Origin of the sequence: Ammoniphilus sp. CFH 90114 (assembly GCF_004123195.1) — a bacterium.
Classification (GTDB): domain Bacteria; phylum Bacillota; class Bacilli; order Aneurinibacillales; family RAOX-1; genus YIM-78166.
Genome location: NZ_SDLI01000004.1, coordinates 1 through 18,854 on the forward strand (window position 1 = coordinate 1; position 18,854 = coordinate 18,854).

The following is an 18,854-nucleotide window of genomic DNA, read 5'->3' on the forward strand; positions in this document are numbered from 1 at the left end:
CAGTCCCTTACCTGAGGGGGTATCCCCGAAGCGGGCATGAATTTCTATGAATTACATATGTTTATAGTTCTCTTAGGGAATAAGTGAGACATACCAATCTAAGAGAAACATCACGCTCCGCCCAAAACGGTGGGGCTTCTTTGTGTATACACAGTAATTTTCAGAAAAATTATTCTCAGGTCTATTGAGACTTACAACCACGAAAATGTCAAAGAGTCAATCATTCGGCACTGGGTGGGGGTAAAATAAAAAGCGGCTACGTTAACCGTCTAATTCATAAGTTCAAAAAAAAAAAAAAGCGGGCATATACCCGCTCCGTTAATATATCCGCCAATACATCTCAACTATTAGTCTTTCCTGACTAACAGTGAGCAACACTCCACATGTATGGAGTATACAGTGTGTACAATTAATCGATGTGTTCCCCTAAAAAGCCCCAATTCGGGCTTTTTTAGATTTGTTTTTACTCATATTATAACTACATTTTAATTTTCTTAAGCGTTCTAACTATCTCTCTCCAGTTGTTTTTCCTTGTACCAAGCTATAAAGGAGAAATATGGAATAATATCAGTAAATTTTTTAAAGTAATCAATCCCTCTTATAAACACAATACTGGATAGAAACGTAAAAAATATGATCAGAATAGTTTTTAAAAAAAATAATTGTTGATCAGGTGAAAAAATAATATATATCGTTTTACCTATAAGGTAAAAAAAATATATAAGAGAAAGTATCCCCATTGCCCTATGAAGGTTTGCAATTGCTACAAATATGCTTCTAGTTGCCATTTTATCTTGAATTGGACTGAATACTAAGTTAAAAGCCTCATCCTTACCTAACAAATGTGGTTCAATACCATAAAAACCTTTAAAACATTTGTTGAATTCATCTTCTACTGGATCTGAAATTGGTAGAGAATAATGTCTTCCTTGCAATGTTTTAGTAGAATTTGTTTGTACTGAATCCTTACTCTTTTTCGCAAATAATCGCATTATCTTATTAATGCTACTAATCCTGGTTATTCCCTGTAAAAAATGACCGATCACATATGCAGCAACAAAGAGAACAGCTAGTTGTCCACTACCTTTTTCGATACTCCATATTGGCAAAGATGAAAACTCAACTTTTGATATAATTAATAGGATTACACCAGGAAATAAAATACTTATAAAATCATAAATTTGAAGTGGTAAATTCATTAGAGCTGGTACAACTCCTTCTCTAGCTCAGCATTATGTGAACATTTCACTTCAAGGTTCCCAAAACTATCTACCTCTACAACTATATTACCTCTATAACGTGTTGATAAAACCATCTTTTGTGTATAGTAGTTATAACTCTGATGAGCATCATGACTTGTTCCATCAGGCTTTCTTAACAGTGCTTTATTACCTACTGAACAAATAGTCCATAATGGATTCATCAATTTAACAGCTGATTGACTATAGTTCTTCTTTCTGCCATGATGTGGAGCTTTTAGAACGGAAATATTTTTTATTAATTCAGGGTCAGTCTCTGCCAATGAGTCCCATATCTCTTTATCTGCATCGCCACCTAGTATTATCTTATGTCCTGCATACTCTATACAAAGGACATAACTATGTAGATTCCAGTTTTTTTGTTCATTCGCTTCTTTTGCGATTTCTGGCGTGGGAGATAAAACTCTTATCTTGTCCCAGTCATCTTCAGTAAAACCATAAAATCTCTGATCGTCACCTTTGTTTATTACTAGCCTGTTAGGTTTCTCGGTCGTCTTTTTTAAATCCTGGTATGCTTCCCAATCCGAGTATGAAGCCCCCCCACCTACCGAAAGTTAGATCCTATTCAAAGAAAATAAGATTGATAAAATTCTAAGTCAATTACAGAAGGATCCCTACTCTCTCCCTCATGTCAAGCGTATGCTAGGGAGTGAATACGAAGATTATAGAGTGAGGTTTGGAGACTATCGGTTATTGTATCGAATCGTCAATGGAGAGCTACTTATACTTGTATTGGATATTGGACCTCGTGGTGGTATCTATCAAAATAAATAATTTAATACTTAGATCTTACCTACACCCAACGAAACACCTAAAATTCTCACTTCCACAGCACTTTTCACTACCTCCCTCCCGCACATCGTGGACAAGAATTCCTTTTCAACTGAAGGACTTATTACCCTATTTCTCTCATAAGATATAGCTAGGACAGCTTGCCATTTTGTACGTCTACATATGAGCTTCCAGCAGAAGAACGAGATGCCTTTGAGGAATCTTATAGGATGAGCTTCGTCAAAAAATGGAGTTTACTTATCTCGTTGAAGATATTTTGGATGATGTACAACAGCGTTTCGAGTTTTTAGTATATGGGGAGTTAGAAAGAGATGAGCAAGGTTGGGCTATAAGTTGAAAATATGAGACGGCAGATCGTGAAACCTTTATCAAATCCATCCGTTATTTTTCGAGTAACTATGCTCCGGATTATGGCTGTCTATTAACCCCCTTAGTGCAAGGTATCCGTGTCTCGTACTTTACAGCAAAGTGCTCTACACTTTACTTTGTGATGAGGGTCAGTCCCTCAGTTGAATAAAGCCAGAAGTGCTTTAGGATAACCTGCTATTGTATCATAAGCCTGTCCCTGGGATGAGATCTGTTCCCCCTTCAATCACAAATAGACCACGGAGTCCTTAGCTCATAGGTGGACTATTTCTTTTTTGGTCATGAATGTCAGAATGGCAATGACGACACCAACAAAAGTATGCCAATCCGAAGGCTGGTATCGCCAAAAAGATAATTTGACAGCAATTCTTTGTAAAAGAGTGGATCCCTTATATATAATAAAAAAGAGGTGATAACAATGGGAGCGACTAAAAAAAGACAGGAGCTTGTAAAACTGATTCAGCATCTATCTGATAGAGACATATCCTTGGTTCATAGCTTATTGTCACGCTTATCGAAAGAGCAGGAGGAAAAACCGCCTCTTCCCATAGAGGATCCTGATGAAGATCTGGTTGTTGAAGCAGACAATAGTCCCCTTACGGAGGAAGAACGAAAGTTATTAGACCGCATTGATCAGGAAATTGCTAACGGAGTTGAAAAAACGTCGTGTATAACGGTATTAGATCTTGGTCCCCGGGGAGATGTCTATAAGTAAACCCTGGCATCAAACTTCGCATTTTATTTATTAGACCCATACATCCATATTCTCTCGCTATAGTTCTACTTTAGCGTGTCCACTCATTCTTTTCTCCTCCATTCGTTTTTATGGAATTGATCCTAGTCTCTTTCTTTTCGAAAGGTGCTAATAATAATTCTACACCTAAATTTAGCGTACTCCCACCTACATCATTCCCGAGACTCATCCCACTCCTTCTCACCTCCCTTTATCCCGCATATCGTGGTCTCCATTTACAACTCAACGATGACTGGAACACTCTATTCCCTATATAATAAATCAACAGGAAAGACCTCGGGAGTTCTTCATTCAGATAGGAGACGAGCATGAGCAAAAAGAAAAAATCAATTACCCCAAGGCGAAAACGTTATAACCAACAGGCCCGATTACAGAATGCGAGAAGTTGGATATCAAAATATGAAGGTAAAAATATCGTTAAAGGTTACAGCCAGTGGTTTGGAGTAGATCTGCTATGCGCTATGAAAGAGTTGGAGATGCTGGGGTACCACATTGACGAAAGCTATAGGCAACAGGTCAAGCACTCATTAAAGGCTTTACAAGAACATCGAAGAAAAAGGAAAGAAAAAAAGCTGGAGCAACGACAGATTCTAGTAGAATCGTTCGGAGACGATACCTTTTTTTTCATCGCTGGTTATACATCAAATGGGGTGCCGTTTGGCATTACTCCTGAAGAAATGGAAAGAGTAAAAGAAGGCCATTATGGTTTCGAAGATGACGAATTACCTTTTTAAGGGAAAACAAGCCTGACCCAAAGGCCAGGCCCTAATCCTCTTCCCTTAAATCCCTAACGACATCTGATGATCGTCCTGCGATCCGGAGACCTCTAAACGATAAAATCCCGTTTCCAGCTGCTCAGCTTTCATGATTTCCTTACCAAAGGCAGAGCGCAGCTGCAAGCTGTAGACCACGGGGAAGCGCTCCAGGATTCCTTCCTGCTTATGAGCGGTTAAACAAATGAGTTGGATGCGGTTGGCTCTTGCCACTTGAAAGACGGTTTCTAGGATATGCGCGGACGAAGCTTTACCAAATGGGTTATCGGCCACAAGCACTTTCCAAATATTGCGTCGTCCTTCCGTCTGCTGGCGAATATGGCTGATCATGATCATGAACATGGTGATATAAATACTATATTCTTCTCCTCCGGACCAGCGAGATACTTCCTCCCAAGGCGAATATTCCACCTTCTGATGGCGAACCAGCGATTCCTTTCGCGGTTTGTAGACCAAGACCCGACACTCCTCCATCGGAGCGATGACTTCGATGAGATTGCGCGTGCGCAGGAGATCCTCCATCCGGGAGTCGAGCCGGTCATCGTCCATCCCCTCTTGCTTGCAGCGCTGCAAGTCTTCCAGAACTTTTTGCAAATACTGATTCATCTTGCCGAAGCCTTCTTCGTCATCCCTTGTACGCCAATCAATCTTGATCAATTGAATCTCTTTTCCATAAAGCACGACCCGAGAGTTTTTCGGAATTTCCATGACGCTTTCCAAAATCGTTCGCGCTCTGCGCAGACAGAGCTGGGTCAGCTGTCGTTGGCTGGTTTCGCTTTCCTCTAGCGTACGCTGGTATTCCTCCTGATATAAATCAAGCCCTTCAAAGATCCTCAAAAACTGAGTTTCTACAAAATCATAGTCATAGAGGCGCTGGTCATCGAGAATCACTTGTACGTCGCGGATAAACTGCTTGACCCGAGGGTTTTTCGTCTCCTCTAGCTGACGCAGATATTTCTGGAAATGCTTATCCACCTCATGCTTTTGATCCTGAACCCTCTTTTCTAAAGCTTCTCTCTCTTTATCTAATTGCCTTACGATTTTCATCGGCTTCGCGTCGTAGGCCATCCATTCCGCAGGCGTGAGGACCCCGACGTCTTCCCCCCACTGCTCGACTTTGGCCTGCAATCGCTCCTCGCTATGCTCTCTCGCGGCTTCGACCTCGCGTTTCCAGTCCTCTGTATTTGAGAATCGTTGCTTCAGCACATTTCGTTCCATTTGCATGCTCTTGGCTTGTTCCTGGAAAAAGCGAAGCTGATCCTCATGCGTCAGCTCACGATATTCATCATAAGGCAAAAGGGAAAACTTTCCTTCCAATTGGTTCTTTCGTTCGTTCCATAAGGCCATGGCCGTTTCTTTTCTGGTCTGTGCGCTATGAAAGATCGTTCTTACCGTTTCTAGCTCCAGCTGTTGCTGCTGGACGGCTCGATTGATTTTTCGCCACTCTTCTTTCTCGACGATTCGATAGTGAGATCCAATCCATTCCAGATCTAGGCCTGTTTGCTTGCAGTCATCTAAGGCCTCAGCAGCTGCTTGCTCTGCTCTTCTCCTCTGATCCTCCAGGAGCTGACGGTCTCGATCCTTTTGGTTCCATTGCTCGATGAGGCTGTCCACTTGAACTTTTAACGTGTGATAGGTTTCTTCCGCTGTTCCCGCCTCCGCCTCGCCTAATTGGTAGTGGGAATACTCCGTTTGATGCTGAGCCATCCTGCGCTCCTGTTCGCGGATCCCCGCTTTGCAGACTTCGATCCCTTCCCAAAGTCGATCCGTCTCTTTTTCACATTCCTGCTGGGCACGATCGACCTGTTGCAGAGCCTCCTCCACTTCGTTTTTCAGCTTCACTTGCTTCGGATACTCAGCGTGCAAAGGTATAAACGACTCGAGAAGCTCCAATCGGCTTTGGGCCAGTAGCAGCTGCTCGGCATTCTGCTTTAACCGGACTTGCTGTTCTTTCTGCTCAGCTGTCAAGGCTGTTTTTCGTTTTCGTTCATCCTCCCCAGCCTGCTCAAGGGTCTTTAGCTGATCATCCAACCTTGCCAGCTGTTCCGTCCATCCCTTGACGATGCCATGGGAATAGGTCTTATAAAAATGCTCGACCTGATGACGCAGGTTCAACCACTGCCCTTCGGCTTCTTTAAGCCCCTGGAGCGTTTGCCTTTTTTCTCCCATGGTCGTTTGCATCTGGTTTTTATACTTTTGAAAAGCATCCTGAGAGGTATAAAGCTCGAAAGCCTCCGGCTGATAGATAAAGAGTTCGTCTTGAACCAACGGCAAGAAGCTGTCCGGCGAATCCGCCGCTCTTAGACTTTCCCCGCTTTTGACGAGGAAGAGAATCGGAGAATCCGCCGACCCCTCCTTTCCTTGTCTCATGATGTGCTTCACTTGATTCACTTGATGAGCTTCGATCAGGATGGAAAAAGGCAAGAGCGGTTGATGCTTCAAATAAGCCGCCTTATCTTCGGGCGATAAGGCTTGGCTGGCCAGCCACTCGGAACCGAGCACGAGATGAATGCCTGAGCGTTCCAGCTTCTGCTTGACTTTAACCAGCTCCTGCTGGGGAATGTAATAGTCTTGATCCTCGATCAGGGCCCATTTTTCCTCCAAGCTCGCCACTTCTGCCTGTAGCAGGGATCGCGCCTCACTGGACTCCTGCACCCGAGCCCGCACGTCCAACAAAATCTTGTCTTTATCCTCTATCAGTGCAGAAGAGTAGATCGACTGCGCCGCAAGAAGCCCTTGAATCTCCGCTTCTTCCTTGCGCCAGCGGTTGACTTGATCGGCTACAAGGACACGTTCTTGTCGAAGTTGTTGCTTCTGTTCCGAAATCTCCTGCAACCGTTCCTCTAGCTGGACGAGCTGTCCCTCAAGGTTCGCAAGCTGGCGCCCTAGGTTCCCTTCTTCCTGCTCTCGCTCACGCACCTCCTGCCGGTAGGCTTCCACCCCTTCTGCTGGAGACCAGCTATAAGCGGCGGACACTTTGCTTGCCACCTCTTGCTTCTTGCGTTCATAGTCCGCGAGCCCATGCTCAAGCTTTGCTCGCTGTTCCACGTAGCGGCTGCGCTCTTCTTGAAGCGTGGCCTTCCGATCTTTCACCTGCTGCAGTTGAGCTTGAAGGCCTGCTAATTCCGCCTGCTTTTTTTCTTCCTGCTGCAGCATGTCCTGCCATGATTTTTCCCAGGCCGCACGAAGTTGACGTTTCGCGTGCTTCAGCGCCGCCTGCAACTCGGGCTCGCTCAATTCCATCGCCTCGATCCGGCTTCGGATACCGGCCGCTTCCTGCAGGAATTGTTGAGCACGTCCGTAATGAAAGAACGCCCCTGCTTCCTGTTCCTGCTTTTTCAGCTGAGCCAAGCTTTGGCTCTCCCGCTCGAACTCCTGCTTGGCTTCTTCTTCCTCTTTTACCGCTTTGTCCAAGCTCAGCTGCTTAAGGAATACCTCATGGCTTTCGACCTTCCATTCGGTCTCCTTCAAGACCGCTTCCACCTGATCCTGCTTTTCCGAAATGGCCTGCAGCTCCATCACGGCTTGTTGCTCAAATTGCCGGAAGGTTTTCGCTAGGCGGAGCCACTCCGTCTTTTTCTTTTCCCATTGCCGAAGCTGTTGATCGTAGCGCTGCACTTGCGCGACCACCTCTTCAGCATGATGGCGAATCAATCCAAAATCCTTAAGATTCTGCTTGATCATCGGGATATTGAGAAGCATGGTCCGATACTCCGCAAACGCATGGATCAGCTCTTTCTTTTTCGCTTCGCTTTGAAAGATCATCTCCTCAACCGAAGGAATGAGCAGATGATCCATCAGCTGGGCCGTCGTTTTGCTCTTTTCAAAGAACTTGTCCACGCCGCCTTCCGAGCCGTTCGTATCCCGAATGTTTTTCCATTCTTCATGCAAAATATTGCGTGATCGCAATCTCCTCTGGTAGTCGGCAATGGATTCGGGCAGCTCGAGGCGAGATCCCACTTCCGCCTTAAGCCAATCCCGAAGCTGCTGATAGCCGATCGGCCGCCGCCCGCCATCGGGATGCTCCTGGATTAGCGGCAAGGAGCCAATATGCCACTCGGCCCGCTCATCATATTCAAACAGATAGTTAAACGACTCCAACGGATTTTGATTCCGTCCATTCGTGAAGCAAAAGCCCGTACAAAGGAATTGCTTATGGTCTCCCGGACGATCAAGCAACCACTCGACAGCTATATGACCCGTGTAGCGCTCAGATTGCAGCAAATCGGCAATACTTCGGCCATTCATTTTCTCCCTTGGCAGCACAGTTTGCAGCAACAGCTGGATGAAGAGAGATTTACCCCCACCATTCGCCAGCAGCAACAGCGTATCGAGACTGCCCGTATCAAAAAGCAAATCCGGCATTTGCTTTTTGCCGTAATCATACTGAATATTAGTCACACGTATGCGATGAATACGCGGCATGCCTTATCCCTCCTTCGATGCCTTCCCTAGTCCGTCACTGAGCAATTGAAGCAGCATTTCCTTGCGCTGGCCGTGGAAGTAGTACTTTATCACCAGGTGCTGCAGCTTCGGGAGCAGCTGGATTTCTCGGTCCTCCAAGACGACGACCAATCCTTCTTCTTCGAGAAAACGCAGCATCCGCAGCAAGAAGCTGATTCGATTGTTTTTTGCCCCGCGCAAGCTCTTGACCTTATCATCAAAAGCCGGCAGATCCAACCATTTGTCCGCTACATTCCGTAGATTTAACTGATGAGCATCTTCGAGCTGTTCCAGCGCTTCCTCTTGCAGCTCATGGACTTGCTGAACATACTCGGTAATGGTTTGTTCGAGCTCCTCTATGGGCACGAATTGCCGGGAAGCCAGGGACTGATCCTCACTATTGTAGAATTTGGCCAGCAAACAAAGGATGCTGAAATAAGCGAGATAGAGCTCTCCGTTATCACGCAGCTTCATCAAATCCCGGAGCTCCGCATTGGTATAGCCAAACAGCAGATTATCCACGGTAGGTGTGATGTAAAGCGTCCCCCCAGTCTGGAAGACCTTGACGCTGGCTTCCTTTTCAATCAGTTCTTCGACTATCAGCCGCACCTCGCTGCGCTGGTAAGCAAAATGATATTCCCGATCTTCCTCCGGGATGGTCCCCTTCTCCAAAAGCTTCATGAAAATGCGAAAGGCCCATTGCACATCATCCTTCGCCCATTCCATATTCACCCCTCCTTCTCACCTTAAAATCGGACATGACATAACCATTATCAAGTCGAATTACCTGTTCGGTGGCAATCAGCTCAAATCCTTTCATCTGATGAATCGCTGGATGGCGATCGACCAATCGCATCAATACACGCGGTACATCATCCAGAACAAACGCATCCATCTCCGAGCTCGAGAGCAGCGGGATCCACCCCATTTGGTGCAAACCGATAATAAAAGGATAAAAGTCCAATTGCCGAATCAAGGTTTCATATCTCTTCGGTTCCTCTTGCTTGAGCTGAGACAGAATTTCACTGATGCCAATCTCTTTTGCATGCACCAAGGGAAGCAGCAACAGCTGGAAATAGTCTTCCAACCGAGTTTCCCTTGCCTCTTGCAGCTCCCGCTCCCGCTCCTCTTCCTGTCTCAGCATGTCCTCTTCTACTTGCCACAGCGCCTCCTCCGGCTGTTCTTCTAATGCCCGGCGAAGCGGCTGTTCGAGAAACAGGCGGTTGGGGTTAAAAAACACATGCCGTTTCATAGGTAAGATGGGATCGAGCACTTTTTTGAGCAGGTCTAGGGGAGCCTGACCTTTTACGATCGGCCGCAGCACCTCGCTGTCAAAGTTTAGACGGGTATTAAACGCATGCAAAATCATCGATTCAATCGATTGGTTCATGAGATGCTGGACTCGCAGCTTATCCGTAAACAAGGATTCATGATCACTAATGACATCGAGCAGTTTCCGTTCTAAGCGCATAATTTTCCCGACAGCTGCCTCTTCTTTTTCCGTCAGATTCCCGAATTGATATTGAACCGAGGTGTTGCGAATGAGCTCCTTTAATTCCTGGAACACCTTCTTTTCTCGCTCCAACTGCTCATTGATGCGCGCCATTTGTTTCTGCAGCTCCTGCTCCCTCGCCACCTGAAGAACATCGCGGATAATCTTTTCTTCGAGCTGCCGGATCATCACCTTCTCATTTTGCACGGCAAGAGCAAGCTCCTCTACCGAACGCAGCGCGCCATCAAACACCCCCTTCTGAATCTGCTGCCGCAGATAAAGCTGGGTAATCGACACTTGCAGCTCGTTATACATTTCCTTCGTTTTAAAGAGGAGCTCCAACCCTTCCGTGGAAAGCCGCAAACGAACGGTTTTATCTTTAATTTGATAGTCTTCTAACTCGATGAGGTGAAATTTATAGGATTTCTCCCCTCCTGATTCCCAATCGGGATAAGACATCGACTGCGGCTTGCCTTGGTTCATCAGACCTTCACGAATAACCTTATAAGCCAATTCCAGTGCTTCCTCATAGGAAATGGACTTCTCATAATGCCCCTCCAGCAAATCTCGTAAAAAATAAGCCACTCTTTCATACGTGCAATCCTTTTCGCCCCGCAGCATGTCTTCCAGAATATAAAGCATAATAGCAATCCCAATCGGAAATAGGGGATATTCATGCTGTTTTTGCCTTAGATCGAATAAAGGCATAAAGACCGCAATATTGCGAATTCGCTCATCAAAGCCTTGAAAAATCTCTTTCCACGGATTCATGCTTCTCCTCCTTGCGACAATTGCCTCAACCGCTGGCCGTTTAAGCCTTCTTGGGGAAGATATCGGTCATGTTGCAGCAACTCTACGATTCTCCCTTGAACTTCTGGTGAAAAATAAGCTAAAAATGCCCTCTCCCCTTCCTTCGGACAGCTTTGCTTCTTCGTTCTCAAAGGAGCCACATGACCATACTGCTGGATAAGATCCTCGTAAAACAGACGTGCTGGCTGAATCTCCACCTGATATTGCTGCTTCAGCTGATACCAGATTGCTATCCCTTTTGGATCCAGATCTCCGAAGTAATAGAATCTTGTTACGCAGCCCCGATACTCTTCCAACTCCCCAAAAAAAGCGAAGCTGTGCTCAATCTTTTGGCCTTCCCCATAGATTAAGAGATCGAAAGCGAGATCCTCCCATGCATACACTCCGGCCTGAAACAAGGATTTAAAGGAAAAAAACGTATCTTTGTTCTCCACAATTAAGGCATTCTTTTGCAGTGAAGCATTGCGACCGTGCCGATAATAAAAAAACGGCTCATAAGTGGGGTAACAGCGAAGATTCTCTAATGTCAAGCCTATTCGACCCAATACGGACTTGCCATGAGCAGAGGCCAGCCACTTCTCATTTTGAAACAGCTGGAAAGATCGCTCATTTATCGTTAAGTCACTATTAAAAGCTACATCATTGTCTTGCTTTAAGAATGCATCCATCTTGAGGATAAAAGGCTCATCTTCCTCGTAATCACGCGGATGCTCTAAATAATAGGAAGTTCTTATATTCGGATGATAGAAGGTAAGTAGCTTCTCTTTGAGGAGTGAATCGAGTTCAGCTCTAGGAGTTAAGCGCTGATATGTATTGAATAAGGCGGGGATCTTGCCATTCCAGCCTGATGCCTTCACCGGCCGGAGAAGCCCTTCTGCTTCAAGCTCTTGGTATACTTTCGCCAACGCCTCATATCCTCCATGCTTCCAATAACTCTCAGCACCGAGGATGTCCATCAAAAAACCTTCTATCTCTTTGGTTTGAACTCGTTTGCGTTTTTCGGTTTCCAAATAAGTTCTTACTATATCCAACATCTCCGATCACCTCTTGTTCTATTTTACGACAAGATCCGACGGAAGCCTATGGATTAATTTACTGTGTGGCAATAGAAAAAGCCTTCTCATTGAAAAGGCCTTTCTTGCTTTTCCCTAAACTATATTTTAATAGCATATTTATTAATCGTTGCTACAATATCTTCAAATGTATATTTATGATTTACTACATCCACTACAAAATCTTGTTCCATTTGAGTGTCCATTGTCCAGCGATACTGGTTCATTTTCAGGAAGATGATCAAAGACGCTAATGCAGTCCGTTTATTGGCATTATGAAAGGCATGGTTTTGGGCTAGAGACTGAAAAAAGGCTGTAGCCTTTTCATGGATAGTCGGATAAGCATCTTTTCCTAGGATGGATTGCTTCGGACGGTTGAGGGCCGACTCTAACAGGTAAGGTTCTTTAACACCCATTAGTTCATTTGGTGAGTACAGTCGTATTTGGAGGGCATTTATGGTAATTACTTGATTGGTGTTAAGATAGATAACGTCATCGTCCATTACTTATCTACCAATCCACGAAATGCTTCATCGTGTTCTTTAATTACTTCATTAAGTAACTCCATAAACTCTGCATCTACACCTTCAGGCAAATTAACTTTTTGGCTTTTTTTTAGAATAATTTCCCCATCTTTATACTCGATTTCTATATCATCTCCTAATGTTATGTTTGCCTTCTTTAACATTTCAGCGGGAAATGTGATCCCTAGACTGTTACCCACCTTAGTTACTTTTCTTAATACCATAGTTTCCTCCTGTGTTATAACATTTATAACATTATAACACAGGTATCTTATATTTGTTCCTAAGCGGTTGGGATTCGTTTCACTCCCTGGTATAACTTTTGCTTGCCCCATCATACTTTCATGATGATATCCTACCGCTCTCCCCGTTTATTTAACTCACCATGAAAAATATGTTCCATAAATGATTAAGAAAATAGACTGTCATCCATGGTCATGTACCCCAATCCCACTTAAAGTCTTCTTACCTAGCTATCTACCTTGCGACTTTTCCTGATAATATCCCTTCATCATCCCTACCATCTCCACAAAGTATCGCTCCCGATCCTCCTTAATCCGAGGATTAGGATGATAGGCGTACAGATGCTTGCGACTTTGATGTTTCGGTTGCCTACAATAGATGGCAAACTGGTGCTTCCCCTGCACATGCTCAATGATTTCTTGTTTCCTAGGATTTAATGAAGCTCGATCCGCGACTGTCCAAGCCAACCACACCCAGGGATGGCCTTGGAGATCTGGGAGGGGAGAGTGTATATACCTCAGATAGTTCTCATTTTCAAAGATTTCCTCATGCACTTTTATGGCATCTTCGGCCTTCCCATGACGCAGATTAAAGAGATTCACGATAGGAAGAATTCCCTCTATCCGCGGATTAGCACAGTGCAGAATCTCCCTAACCGCTTCCATCGTATCATCCAAAATAAGCTGGCCTTCTCTAGTGACGGGGGTGTTATTTTCAGGACACTCCATCAGCTGAACCCAGGGGAGTCTCATCCTCAAGACGAGACTCCCCTGGGTTCAACATATACAACATACCGATGGGTTCCACTGATGAACCGTACTGAAGATGGGCTTTTGTCCGAAACACATACGATCCTAATCGGGTGAAGCTTCCATAGGCTTTCGCTGAATTCAACCTGCTCCTCCCCTACCTCTTCCTCTTCTGATCCCGATCCTTCTGCAGACGCAGCACTTTTCGCCTGTCTACAAATACCCTTGCTGCATCATGGTCATTAACGGGGTGTCTAAATCTACTAGACTAGAAGCGCGTTCCGCTAGCGCCGCCCCTGCTTGATGAGCTTGAGATACCGCATGCTTCTCATCAACGGTTAATAGATTCCGATTCTCCATAATGAATTGGCCGTCGACGATAACCGTTTCCACCTCACTGCCCTTCGCAGAATAAACCAGGTTCGGAACAAGGTTACGAATGGGCTTGTGCACAAGAGGAACCATGGTCGGCTGATCTAGATCGAGAATGATCATATCCGCTTTTTTTCCAGGAAGAAGTGAACCAATTTCATGCCCCAAACCCAAGGCACGTGCAGCGTCAATTGTGACCATTCGCAGGATTTTCCATGCCGGGAAAACTTTAGGGTCTTTCGCTTTGCATTTATTTAAAATAGCCGTGAATTTCATCTCATTAAACATATTGTTGCAGTTATTTCCTGGCGCCTGATCAGACCCCAGGGCTAAATGGTCACTAACTTCGAGAAATTCTGCTGCTGGAGGAATAATGCCGTCGATGATGCCGATACTGCCGGAGCACAGAATCATCGTTGCACCCGATTTCCCCAATACGTGAGTCTCCTCGCGTGTGGCTTCGGTTAGATGTACAGCCATTAACCGACGATTCAAATAACCGATCTCTTCTAAATAAGGAATACTTCTTTTCCCATACCGCTTAATCATTTGATTAATTTCTCGATCCCCTTGGGCTACATGCATATGTATCATGGTATCGTATTTTTCGGCTAGTGCCTTCACTTCCAGCAGCAGCTCTTTTGACATCATATCTGGGCCTTGTGGACCCATCAGACAGGTAATCCGTCCATTTTCTCTTTGATGCCATTCTTCCATCAGTTTCAGGTTCGCTTGAAGTTTCTGCTGGCCAATCGATGGATCAAAGGGATATAGTTCCCCTACAGCCAATCCGCTCAGGTCATCTGGCATCTCATTGATCATCTCACACACTCTTGCTCGGGTTCCGATGAGAGTGTGGTTCTTCACGAGCTCGAGCATGGGACTATCATAGTCACAGAAGGTGGTCGTCCCAGACTTCACAGCTTCAATAATGTTGACGAGAGAGCCGATCATGCGGTCCTGGCTAGTCAGCACCTCCATGAATGGCCATAGGCCCTTTTGCATCCATTGATCCGTATCCTGTGATAAGCCTCTTAAAATACCAAGTCCAGTATGAATATGAGCATCAATGAGTCCAGGCATGACGACCTTCCGTGTGGCATCGACATATCGGTGTGCCTTATACTGCTTCACCACTTCGGAAGTTTCGCCAACCACTTCGATCCGATTTCCTTTCACACCTACAGCGCCGTCCTCCAAGACTCCTACGCCCCGGCCTTCCATCGTAATGAGAGTCCCGTTCATAATAATGAAATCTAGCAAAGTAGACACTTCCTTCCCTTACTTTTCTATAGGGCTCCACGGGGTGCCTGCCCAAATCGCAATCGCTTCTTCCTCTCCTAGGTTTCGGAAAGCATGAGGATAAGTACTATCAAAATAGATACAATCTCCTTTTTTCAAATGGTAGGCTTGATCATCAATAAGCACTTCCAGCTCCCCTTGGATGACGATCCCGCATTCCTCTCCCTGATGAGGCAGTTGTGTCATTTCCTCCACATGGCCTGGGCTCACGATAAGCTCAAAAAATTCAATTTTCCTCCCTGTTAGCGGTGTCAGGACACGATAATGAACATTCTCATGTCGCATCTTCAATATCTCTTGAGATTCCCTAGGAACGACCAATACAGGTTCTTTCTCAATTCCTTCAAAAAAGTAATTTAAGGGCACATCTAATAGAATGCTCAATTTCCAAATCGTATCAAGGGATGGTTTCGCTTTTCCCCGTTCCACCTGTGATACCATGCTTTGACTTAAGCCTATTTTTTCTGCCACCTCTTCTACTGTCATCCCTACTCTTTTTCTCTGCAGACGTATCCGATGGCCAATCCATTCCATGGGCATTTCTGGGTGGACCTGATACATATAGAACCCTCCTCTCCATTCACCCCGCCCCTAAATCGGATCGCGTTTTAGAAAAGCTGTCATACAGTGTATCGCTCCCCAGCCGTTCATGATTTCATCCATATCGATTTCGATCACTTCAATCCCTTCACTTACTAGTTGCGTTCTCGTCTCCGGATTCCCAGACGGCATGACGACCTTCCCTGGAGCGAGTGCTACTATATTCATGGCCATTCCTTGCTTAACCTCAGGGATATGGGTCGCCTCTATGAATTGGATACCTTTATCTAGTAGAGCTTTGGCACAATCATACGTAACATGCCAAGGGAAAATGAGCATCTTCTTTTTGTCCACCATATTCATGTACCCATCAAGGTGGATACTGCCATAGGGGATCTGTGTTCGGATGACATGGCTAACCCCTATATTTCTGAGTTCTGCCTCTACCTGATCAGCCCCCGAATCATTCGTACGGCTGCCGGTCCCGATAATAACCGTCTCCCGATCAATCCACATGGCACTTGCCCCTTCAAAATAGCCATCCCCATTGATGGTCTTGAGAATAGGAACTCCAAGAGCTGTTAGGGTCTGTGCAACGGCCTTTTCCTCTCCTCGGCGGGAAGGAATAGCTGGGCGGCAAACAATGGCTCCTTCCGGAGTCATAAAAACAAGGTCGCGCATAAACATCGCATTCGGCTTATCTTCCCGCTGGTTTTGCACATAATGCACCTGGACTCCATGTTGACGATAGAGGTCAGCTAGAGCATCTTGCTGTATGCGTGCGCGCTCTGGGTTGATCGGGGCACGGAAACGGTATTCAGCAAAATTGGCGTCTGTTATCCCTTCGATTTCTTTCCCTGGTCGATGCATGAGAACGGCACGGAGTGTTCCAACTTCCGAATCGCAATACCAATTTCCCCAAAGCTCTTTCATTTCCTCTGCAAACTTCGTCTCCGAAGGAAACCATCTTTCCCCTTGAACTTTCACTTCCATAATAACTCCTCCTCTATTTAATGATTCAGGACTTTAGCCAAGAAGTCTTGCGCGCGCTCTGTCTTTGGAGTTGTAAAAAATTCATTCGGAGCAGCGGTTTCAACAATTCGCCCCTCAGCCATAAAAACAATCTGATTGCAAATTTCACGTGCAAACCCCATCTCGTGAGTCACGACCCCCATAGTCATCCCTGTTCCGGCAAGCTTACGAATCGCATCCAATACTTCCTTAATCATCTCCGGATCAAGCGCCGATGTGGGCTCATCAAACAGCATAACCTTCGGCTCCATCGCAAGGGAGCGCGCAATGGCGACTCTCTGCTGCTGTCCCCCTGACAGTTGACCAGGATAGGAATGGAACTTCTCCTCAAGTCCAAGTGAGGCTAATAGCTCTTTTGCTCTTTCTTCTGCGTTTTTGGAATCCACCTTTTTCACATGTACAGGTGCGATCATCACATTCTGAAGAGCTGTCAAGTGGGGATAAAGGTTAAAGGACTGAAAAACAAAGCCAATATCGGATCTTATTTTATTTAAGTCGGTCTTCCGATCATGGACGGAAACCCCGTCTACGATAATCTCTCCCTCCTGAATATTCTCTAAGGCATTGATCGTCCGAATTAAGGTACTCTTTCCCGCGCCACTCGGCCCAATCAAGGCATACACGTGAGACTTGGGGATTTGTAAGTCAATATTGTGAAGAACTTTTGTATCACCGAAGCTTTTTGAGACATTTCTTATCGTAATCATTGATCCTCCTTATTCCACCACACGATATTTGCGTTCGAAGTAACGGATCACTTGGGATAGAGTAAAGGTCATAAGGAAATAGATGACAGCGATAAATGTCCAAACCTCAAGTGATCGGTAGGTAATGGCCACTAGGTTTTTGCCCATGAGAGTCAAATCAACCACCGAAATCACGGATACCAAAGACGAATCTTTAATTAAAATAATGAACTGGGAAGCCATAGGAGGTAGCACCTTGCGGAATGCTTGTGGTAAAATAATCAGTCTCATCGCCTGAACATAAGTCATGCCTGATGACCGGGCCGCCTCCATCTGCCCTCGAGGCACCGCTTCAATACCGGCACGAACGATCTCCGCCACAAAGGCCCCCGAAAAGATCGCAAGTCCTAAGATAGCGGACCAGAACGCTCCTAAATTCAGGAACTTCCCCATGACGAAAAAGATCCAAATCAATAGAACCAACAAGGGCACTCCCCTGATAAATTCAACATAGCAAGCAGCGATAAAGGATAAGATTCGATTCTTAGATACCCGGAATAAACCGGCAATGATTCCAATTGGTATACTGAACAACAAGGCTAAGGCGGATATTTCTAAGGTTAGAAGTAGACCTTCTACAAAAATACCGAAATTTTGCGGGATAACACTCCAATCCGGACGGTATGCCATGCTATAAATGTCCTCCTGTATATGAGTCTTGTTGGATTAGCTACTTTCTTTACTACCTTCTAATCCATCCCAGGAAGTCTGCAAGTACTCCCCGCGACATTCAATAGTGGAAAAAAGGGAAGGCGTAAATCCTCCCCTCTTTAACCTGAGCATTATTTCCCCTCTACGTTATCCATCCAATCCTTCGTATTAAACCACTTCTCGCGGGACGCTAATTCGGTTGGACTGTTTCGGTAGGCTTCCAAGAATGAGTTTAGCCATTGAACTGTAGCTAGGTCGTTATGACGGACAGCAATACCCAGATTTTCTGTCGAGATCAACTCATAGATTCCCTTTACACTATCCTTGTTCATTGCGGTAAAGATACGCACACCCGGCTCGTCATACACAATTCCATCAGCTTGCCCTTGAATCATCGCCATCCCTGCCGTCGGGAAATCATCAAAGTCAACCACGGTGGCTTGTTTGAACAATTGTTTAGCTAATAGGGCTCCAGTGGTTCCTAGGGAAACCGCAATCTTCTTACCTGGTTGATCTAAATCCTCCCATGTCTTCGTCGAATTATCCTTCGTTGGCACCATAAGAACCTGGCCGGTTGCATAATAAGGATTAGCAAAACTAACCGCCAAAGCGCGGTCTCCGCGAATCGTCATCCCGGCGATAATCATGTCAATTTCACCAGTCTGAAGAGCAGGAATGAGGCCGCTGAACTCAAACTGCTTGAACTCCACCGGTACCTTCATCGATTCTCCAATGGCATTACCCAAGTCAATATCATAGCCGATAAAATTCCCTTGCTTGTCCTTCATCTCAAACGGCATATATCCCGGTGCAGTTCCAATCACTATTTTTTTCTTATCCTGGATTTTCTCTAACGTAGACGCCTCTGATGGACCTGTGCTTGTTGACTGGGAACAACCCGCCGTAAACATCAACACACTGGCTAAACCAGCTAATATCCATTTTTTCATACTA

Annotated in this window: 19 protein-coding genes; 3 read left to right on the top strand and 16 right to left on the bottom strand. The window is 45.3% G+C overall.

The window, feature by feature from the left end; genetic code table 11:
* Positions 1 to 503 precede the first annotated feature (503 nt).
* A complete protein-coding gene (locus EIZ39_RS10070) occupies positions 504 to 1,199 on the bottom strand; it encodes a hypothetical protein (RefSeq protein WP_129199849.1) in 696 nt (231 codons plus the stop codon).
* Positions 1,199 to 1,522, bottom strand: coding sequence for a hypothetical protein (locus EIZ39_RS10075; RefSeq protein WP_129199850.1), 324 nt, complete (start codon positions 1,520 to 1,522; stop codon positions 1,199 to 1,201). Before EIZ39_RS10075 ends, EIZ39_RS10070 begins: the two co-directional genes overlap by 1 nt.
* A gap of 325 nt (positions 1,523 to 1,847) precedes the next feature.
* Here EIZ39_RS10075 and EIZ39_RS27715 point away from each other — a divergent pair, with 325 nt between their 5' ends.
* The 3 genes from EIZ39_RS27715 to EIZ39_RS10090 all read left to right on the top strand — a co-directional run bounded on the left by EIZ39_RS27715 (position 1,848) and on the right by EIZ39_RS10090 (position 3,905).
* Positions 1,848 to 2,033, top strand: coding sequence for a type II toxin-antitoxin system RelE family toxin (locus EIZ39_RS27715; RefSeq protein ID WP_368666314.1), 186 nt, complete (start codon positions 1,848 to 1,850; stop codon positions 2,031 to 2,033).
* Positions 2,034 to 2,835: 802 nt separating this feature from the next.
* Complete coding sequence (locus tag EIZ39_RS10085; RefSeq protein WP_129199851.1) at positions 2,836 to 3,132, top strand: hypothetical protein; 297 nt, start codon at positions 2,836 to 2,838, stop codon at positions 3,130 to 3,132.
* Positions 3,133 to 3,479: 347 nt separating this feature from the next.
* Positions 3,480 to 3,905 carry a hypothetical protein gene (locus EIZ39_RS10090; protein WP_129199852.1) on the top strand — a complete coding sequence of 142 codons (426 nt, stop codon included), beginning with the start codon at positions 3,480 to 3,482 and terminating at the stop codon, positions 3,903 to 3,905.
* A 45-nt stretch (positions 3,906 to 3,950) separates the two neighbouring features.
* Here EIZ39_RS10090 and EIZ39_RS10095 read toward each other — a convergent pair whose 3' ends face one another.
* The 14 genes from EIZ39_RS10095 to EIZ39_RS10175 all read right to left on the bottom strand — a co-directional run bounded on the left by EIZ39_RS10095 (position 3,951) and on the right by EIZ39_RS10175 (position 18,850).
* On the bottom strand, positions 3,951 to 8,369 hold the full coding sequence (locus tag EIZ39_RS10095; protein ID WP_164985000.1) for a coiled-coil domain-containing protein: 4,419 nt from the start codon (positions 8,367 to 8,369) through the stop codon (positions 3,951 to 3,953).
* A gap of 3 nt (positions 8,370 to 8,372) precedes the next feature.
* A complete protein-coding gene (locus EIZ39_RS10115; protein WP_129199857.1) occupies positions 8,373 to 9,113 on the bottom strand; it encodes a DUF6063 family protein in 741 nt (246 codons plus the stop codon).
* Positions 9,094 to 10,650 carry a hypothetical protein gene (locus tag EIZ39_RS10120; RefSeq protein WP_129199858.1) on the bottom strand — a complete coding sequence of 519 codons (1,557 nt, stop codon included), beginning with the start codon at positions 10,648 to 10,650 and terminating at the stop codon, positions 9,094 to 9,096. Before EIZ39_RS10120 ends, EIZ39_RS10115 begins: the two co-directional genes overlap by 20 nt.
* Positions 10,647 to 11,723 carry a Wadjet anti-phage system protein JetD domain-containing protein gene (locus tag EIZ39_RS10125; RefSeq protein WP_129199859.1) on the bottom strand — a complete coding sequence of 359 codons (1,077 nt, stop codon included), beginning with the start codon at positions 11,721 to 11,723 and terminating at the stop codon, positions 10,647 to 10,649. The genes EIZ39_RS10120 and EIZ39_RS10125 overlap by 4 nt, the downstream gene beginning before the upstream one ends.
* Positions 11,724 to 11,842: 119 nt before the next feature.
* Positions 11,843 to 12,244 carry a type II toxin-antitoxin system death-on-curing family toxin gene (locus EIZ39_RS10130; protein ID WP_129199860.1) on the bottom strand — a complete coding sequence of 134 codons (402 nt, stop codon included), beginning with the start codon at positions 12,242 to 12,244 and terminating at the stop codon, positions 11,843 to 11,845.
* Positions 12,244 to 12,489: an AbrB/MazE/SpoVT family DNA-binding domain-containing protein gene (locus EIZ39_RS10135; protein WP_129200251.1), complete on the bottom strand. Its 246-nt coding sequence runs from the start codon at positions 12,487 to 12,489 to the stop codon at positions 12,244 to 12,246. Before EIZ39_RS10135 ends, EIZ39_RS10130 begins: the two co-directional genes overlap by 1 nt.
* Positions 12,490 to 12,738: 249 nt before the next feature.
* Positions 12,739 to 13,260 (bottom strand): DUF1643 domain-containing protein, encoded by a 522-nt coding sequence (locus tag EIZ39_RS10140; RefSeq protein WP_129199861.1) that lies wholly within the window; start codon positions 13,258 to 13,260, stop codon positions 12,739 to 12,741.
* Positions 13,223 to 13,402, bottom strand: a complete 180-nt coding sequence (locus tag EIZ39_RS10145; RefSeq protein ID WP_129199862.1) for a hypothetical protein — start codon at positions 13,400 to 13,402, stop codon at positions 13,223 to 13,225. The genes EIZ39_RS10140 and EIZ39_RS10145 overlap by 38 nt, the downstream gene beginning before the upstream one ends.
* A gap of 68 nt (positions 13,403 to 13,470) precedes the next feature.
* The gene (locus EIZ39_RS10150; protein WP_240675762.1) at positions 13,471 to 14,892 is read right to left on the bottom strand and encodes an amidohydrolase family protein; all 1,422 of its coding nucleotides are present in this window, start codon (positions 14,890 to 14,892) and stop codon (positions 13,471 to 13,473) included.
* Positions 14,893 to 14,910: 18 nt separating this feature from the next.
* Positions 14,911 to 15,492 (bottom strand): helix-turn-helix domain-containing protein, encoded by a 582-nt coding sequence (locus tag EIZ39_RS10155; protein WP_129199864.1) that lies wholly within the window; start codon positions 15,490 to 15,492, stop codon positions 14,911 to 14,913.
* Positions 15,493 to 15,522: 30 nt separating this feature from the next.
* Entirely contained in the window at positions 15,523 to 16,464 is a 942-nt protein-coding gene (locus EIZ39_RS10160) for a dimethylarginine dimethylaminohydrolase family protein (protein WP_240675763.1), read from the bottom strand.
* Positions 16,465 to 16,481: 17 nt separating this feature from the next.
* Positions 16,482 to 17,210 (bottom strand): amino acid ABC transporter ATP-binding protein, encoded by a 729-nt coding sequence (locus EIZ39_RS10165; protein WP_129199866.1) that lies wholly within the window; start codon positions 17,208 to 17,210, stop codon positions 16,482 to 16,484.
* Between the two features lie 9 nt (positions 17,211 to 17,219).
* Complete coding sequence (locus EIZ39_RS10170) at positions 17,220 to 17,879, bottom strand: amino acid ABC transporter permease (RefSeq protein WP_129199867.1); 660 nt, start codon at positions 17,877 to 17,879, stop codon at positions 17,220 to 17,222.
* A 152-nt stretch (positions 17,880 to 18,031) separates the two neighbouring features.
* A complete protein-coding gene (locus EIZ39_RS10175; RefSeq protein WP_129199868.1) occupies positions 18,032 to 18,850 on the bottom strand; it encodes a transporter substrate-binding domain-containing protein in 819 nt (272 codons plus the stop codon).
* Positions 18,851 to 18,854 lie beyond the last annotated feature (4 nt).

Excerpts from the sequence above, each read along its gene's own strand:
- EIZ39_RS10070 (WP_129199849.1), bottom strand. The coding sequence starts at position 1,199 with ATGAATTTACCACTTCAAATTTATGATTTTATAAGTATTTTATTTCCT.
- EIZ39_RS10085 (WP_129199851.1), top strand. The coding sequence starts at position 2,836 with ATGGGAGCGACTAAAAAAAGACAGGAGCTTGTAAAACTGATTCAGCAT.
- EIZ39_RS10090 (WP_129199852.1), top strand. The coding sequence starts at position 3,480 with ATGAGCAAAAAGAAAAAATCAATTACCCCAAGGCGAAAACGTTATAAC.
- EIZ39_RS10095 (WP_164985000.1), bottom strand. The coding sequence starts at position 8,369 with ATGCCGCGTATTCATCGCATACGTGTGACTAATATTCAGTATGATTAC.
- EIZ39_RS10115 (WP_129199857.1), bottom strand. The coding sequence starts at position 9,113 with ATGGAATGGGCGAAGGATGATGTGCAATGGGCCTTTCGCATTTTCATG.
- EIZ39_RS10120 (WP_129199858.1), bottom strand. The coding sequence starts at position 10,650 with ATGAATCCGTGGAAAGAGATTTTTCAAGGCTTTGATGAGCGAATTCGC.
- EIZ39_RS10125 (WP_129199859.1), bottom strand. The coding sequence starts at position 11,723 with ATGTTGGATATAGTAAGAACTTATTTGGAAACCGAAAAACGCAAACGA.
- EIZ39_RS10130 (WP_129199860.1), bottom strand. The coding sequence starts at position 12,244 with ATGGACGATGACGTTATCTATCTTAACACCAATCAAGTAATTACCATA.
- EIZ39_RS10135 (WP_129200251.1), bottom strand. The coding sequence starts at position 12,489 with ATGGTATTAAGAAAAGTAACTAAGGTGGGTAACAGTCTAGGGATCACA.
- EIZ39_RS10140 (WP_129199861.1), bottom strand. The coding sequence starts at position 13,260 with ATGAGACTCCCCTGGGTTCAGCTGATGGAGTGTCCTGAAAATAACACC.
- EIZ39_RS10155 (WP_129199864.1), bottom strand. The coding sequence starts at position 15,492 with ATGTATCAGGTCCACCCAGAAATGCCCATGGAATGGATTGGCCATCGG.
- EIZ39_RS10160 (WP_240675763.1), bottom strand. The coding sequence starts at position 16,464 with ATGGAAGTGAAAGTTCAAGGGGAAAGATGGTTTCCTTCGGAGACGAAG.
- EIZ39_RS10165 (WP_129199866.1), bottom strand. The coding sequence starts at position 17,210 with ATGATTACGATAAGAAATGTCTCAAAAAGCTTCGGTGATACAAAAGTT.
- EIZ39_RS10170 (WP_129199867.1), bottom strand. The coding sequence starts at position 17,879 with ATGGCATACCGTCCGGATTGGAGTGTTATCCCGCAAAATTTCGGTATT.
- EIZ39_RS10175 (WP_129199868.1), bottom strand. The coding sequence starts at position 18,850 with ATGAAAAAATGGATATTAGCTGGTTTAGCCAGTGTGTTGATGTTTACG.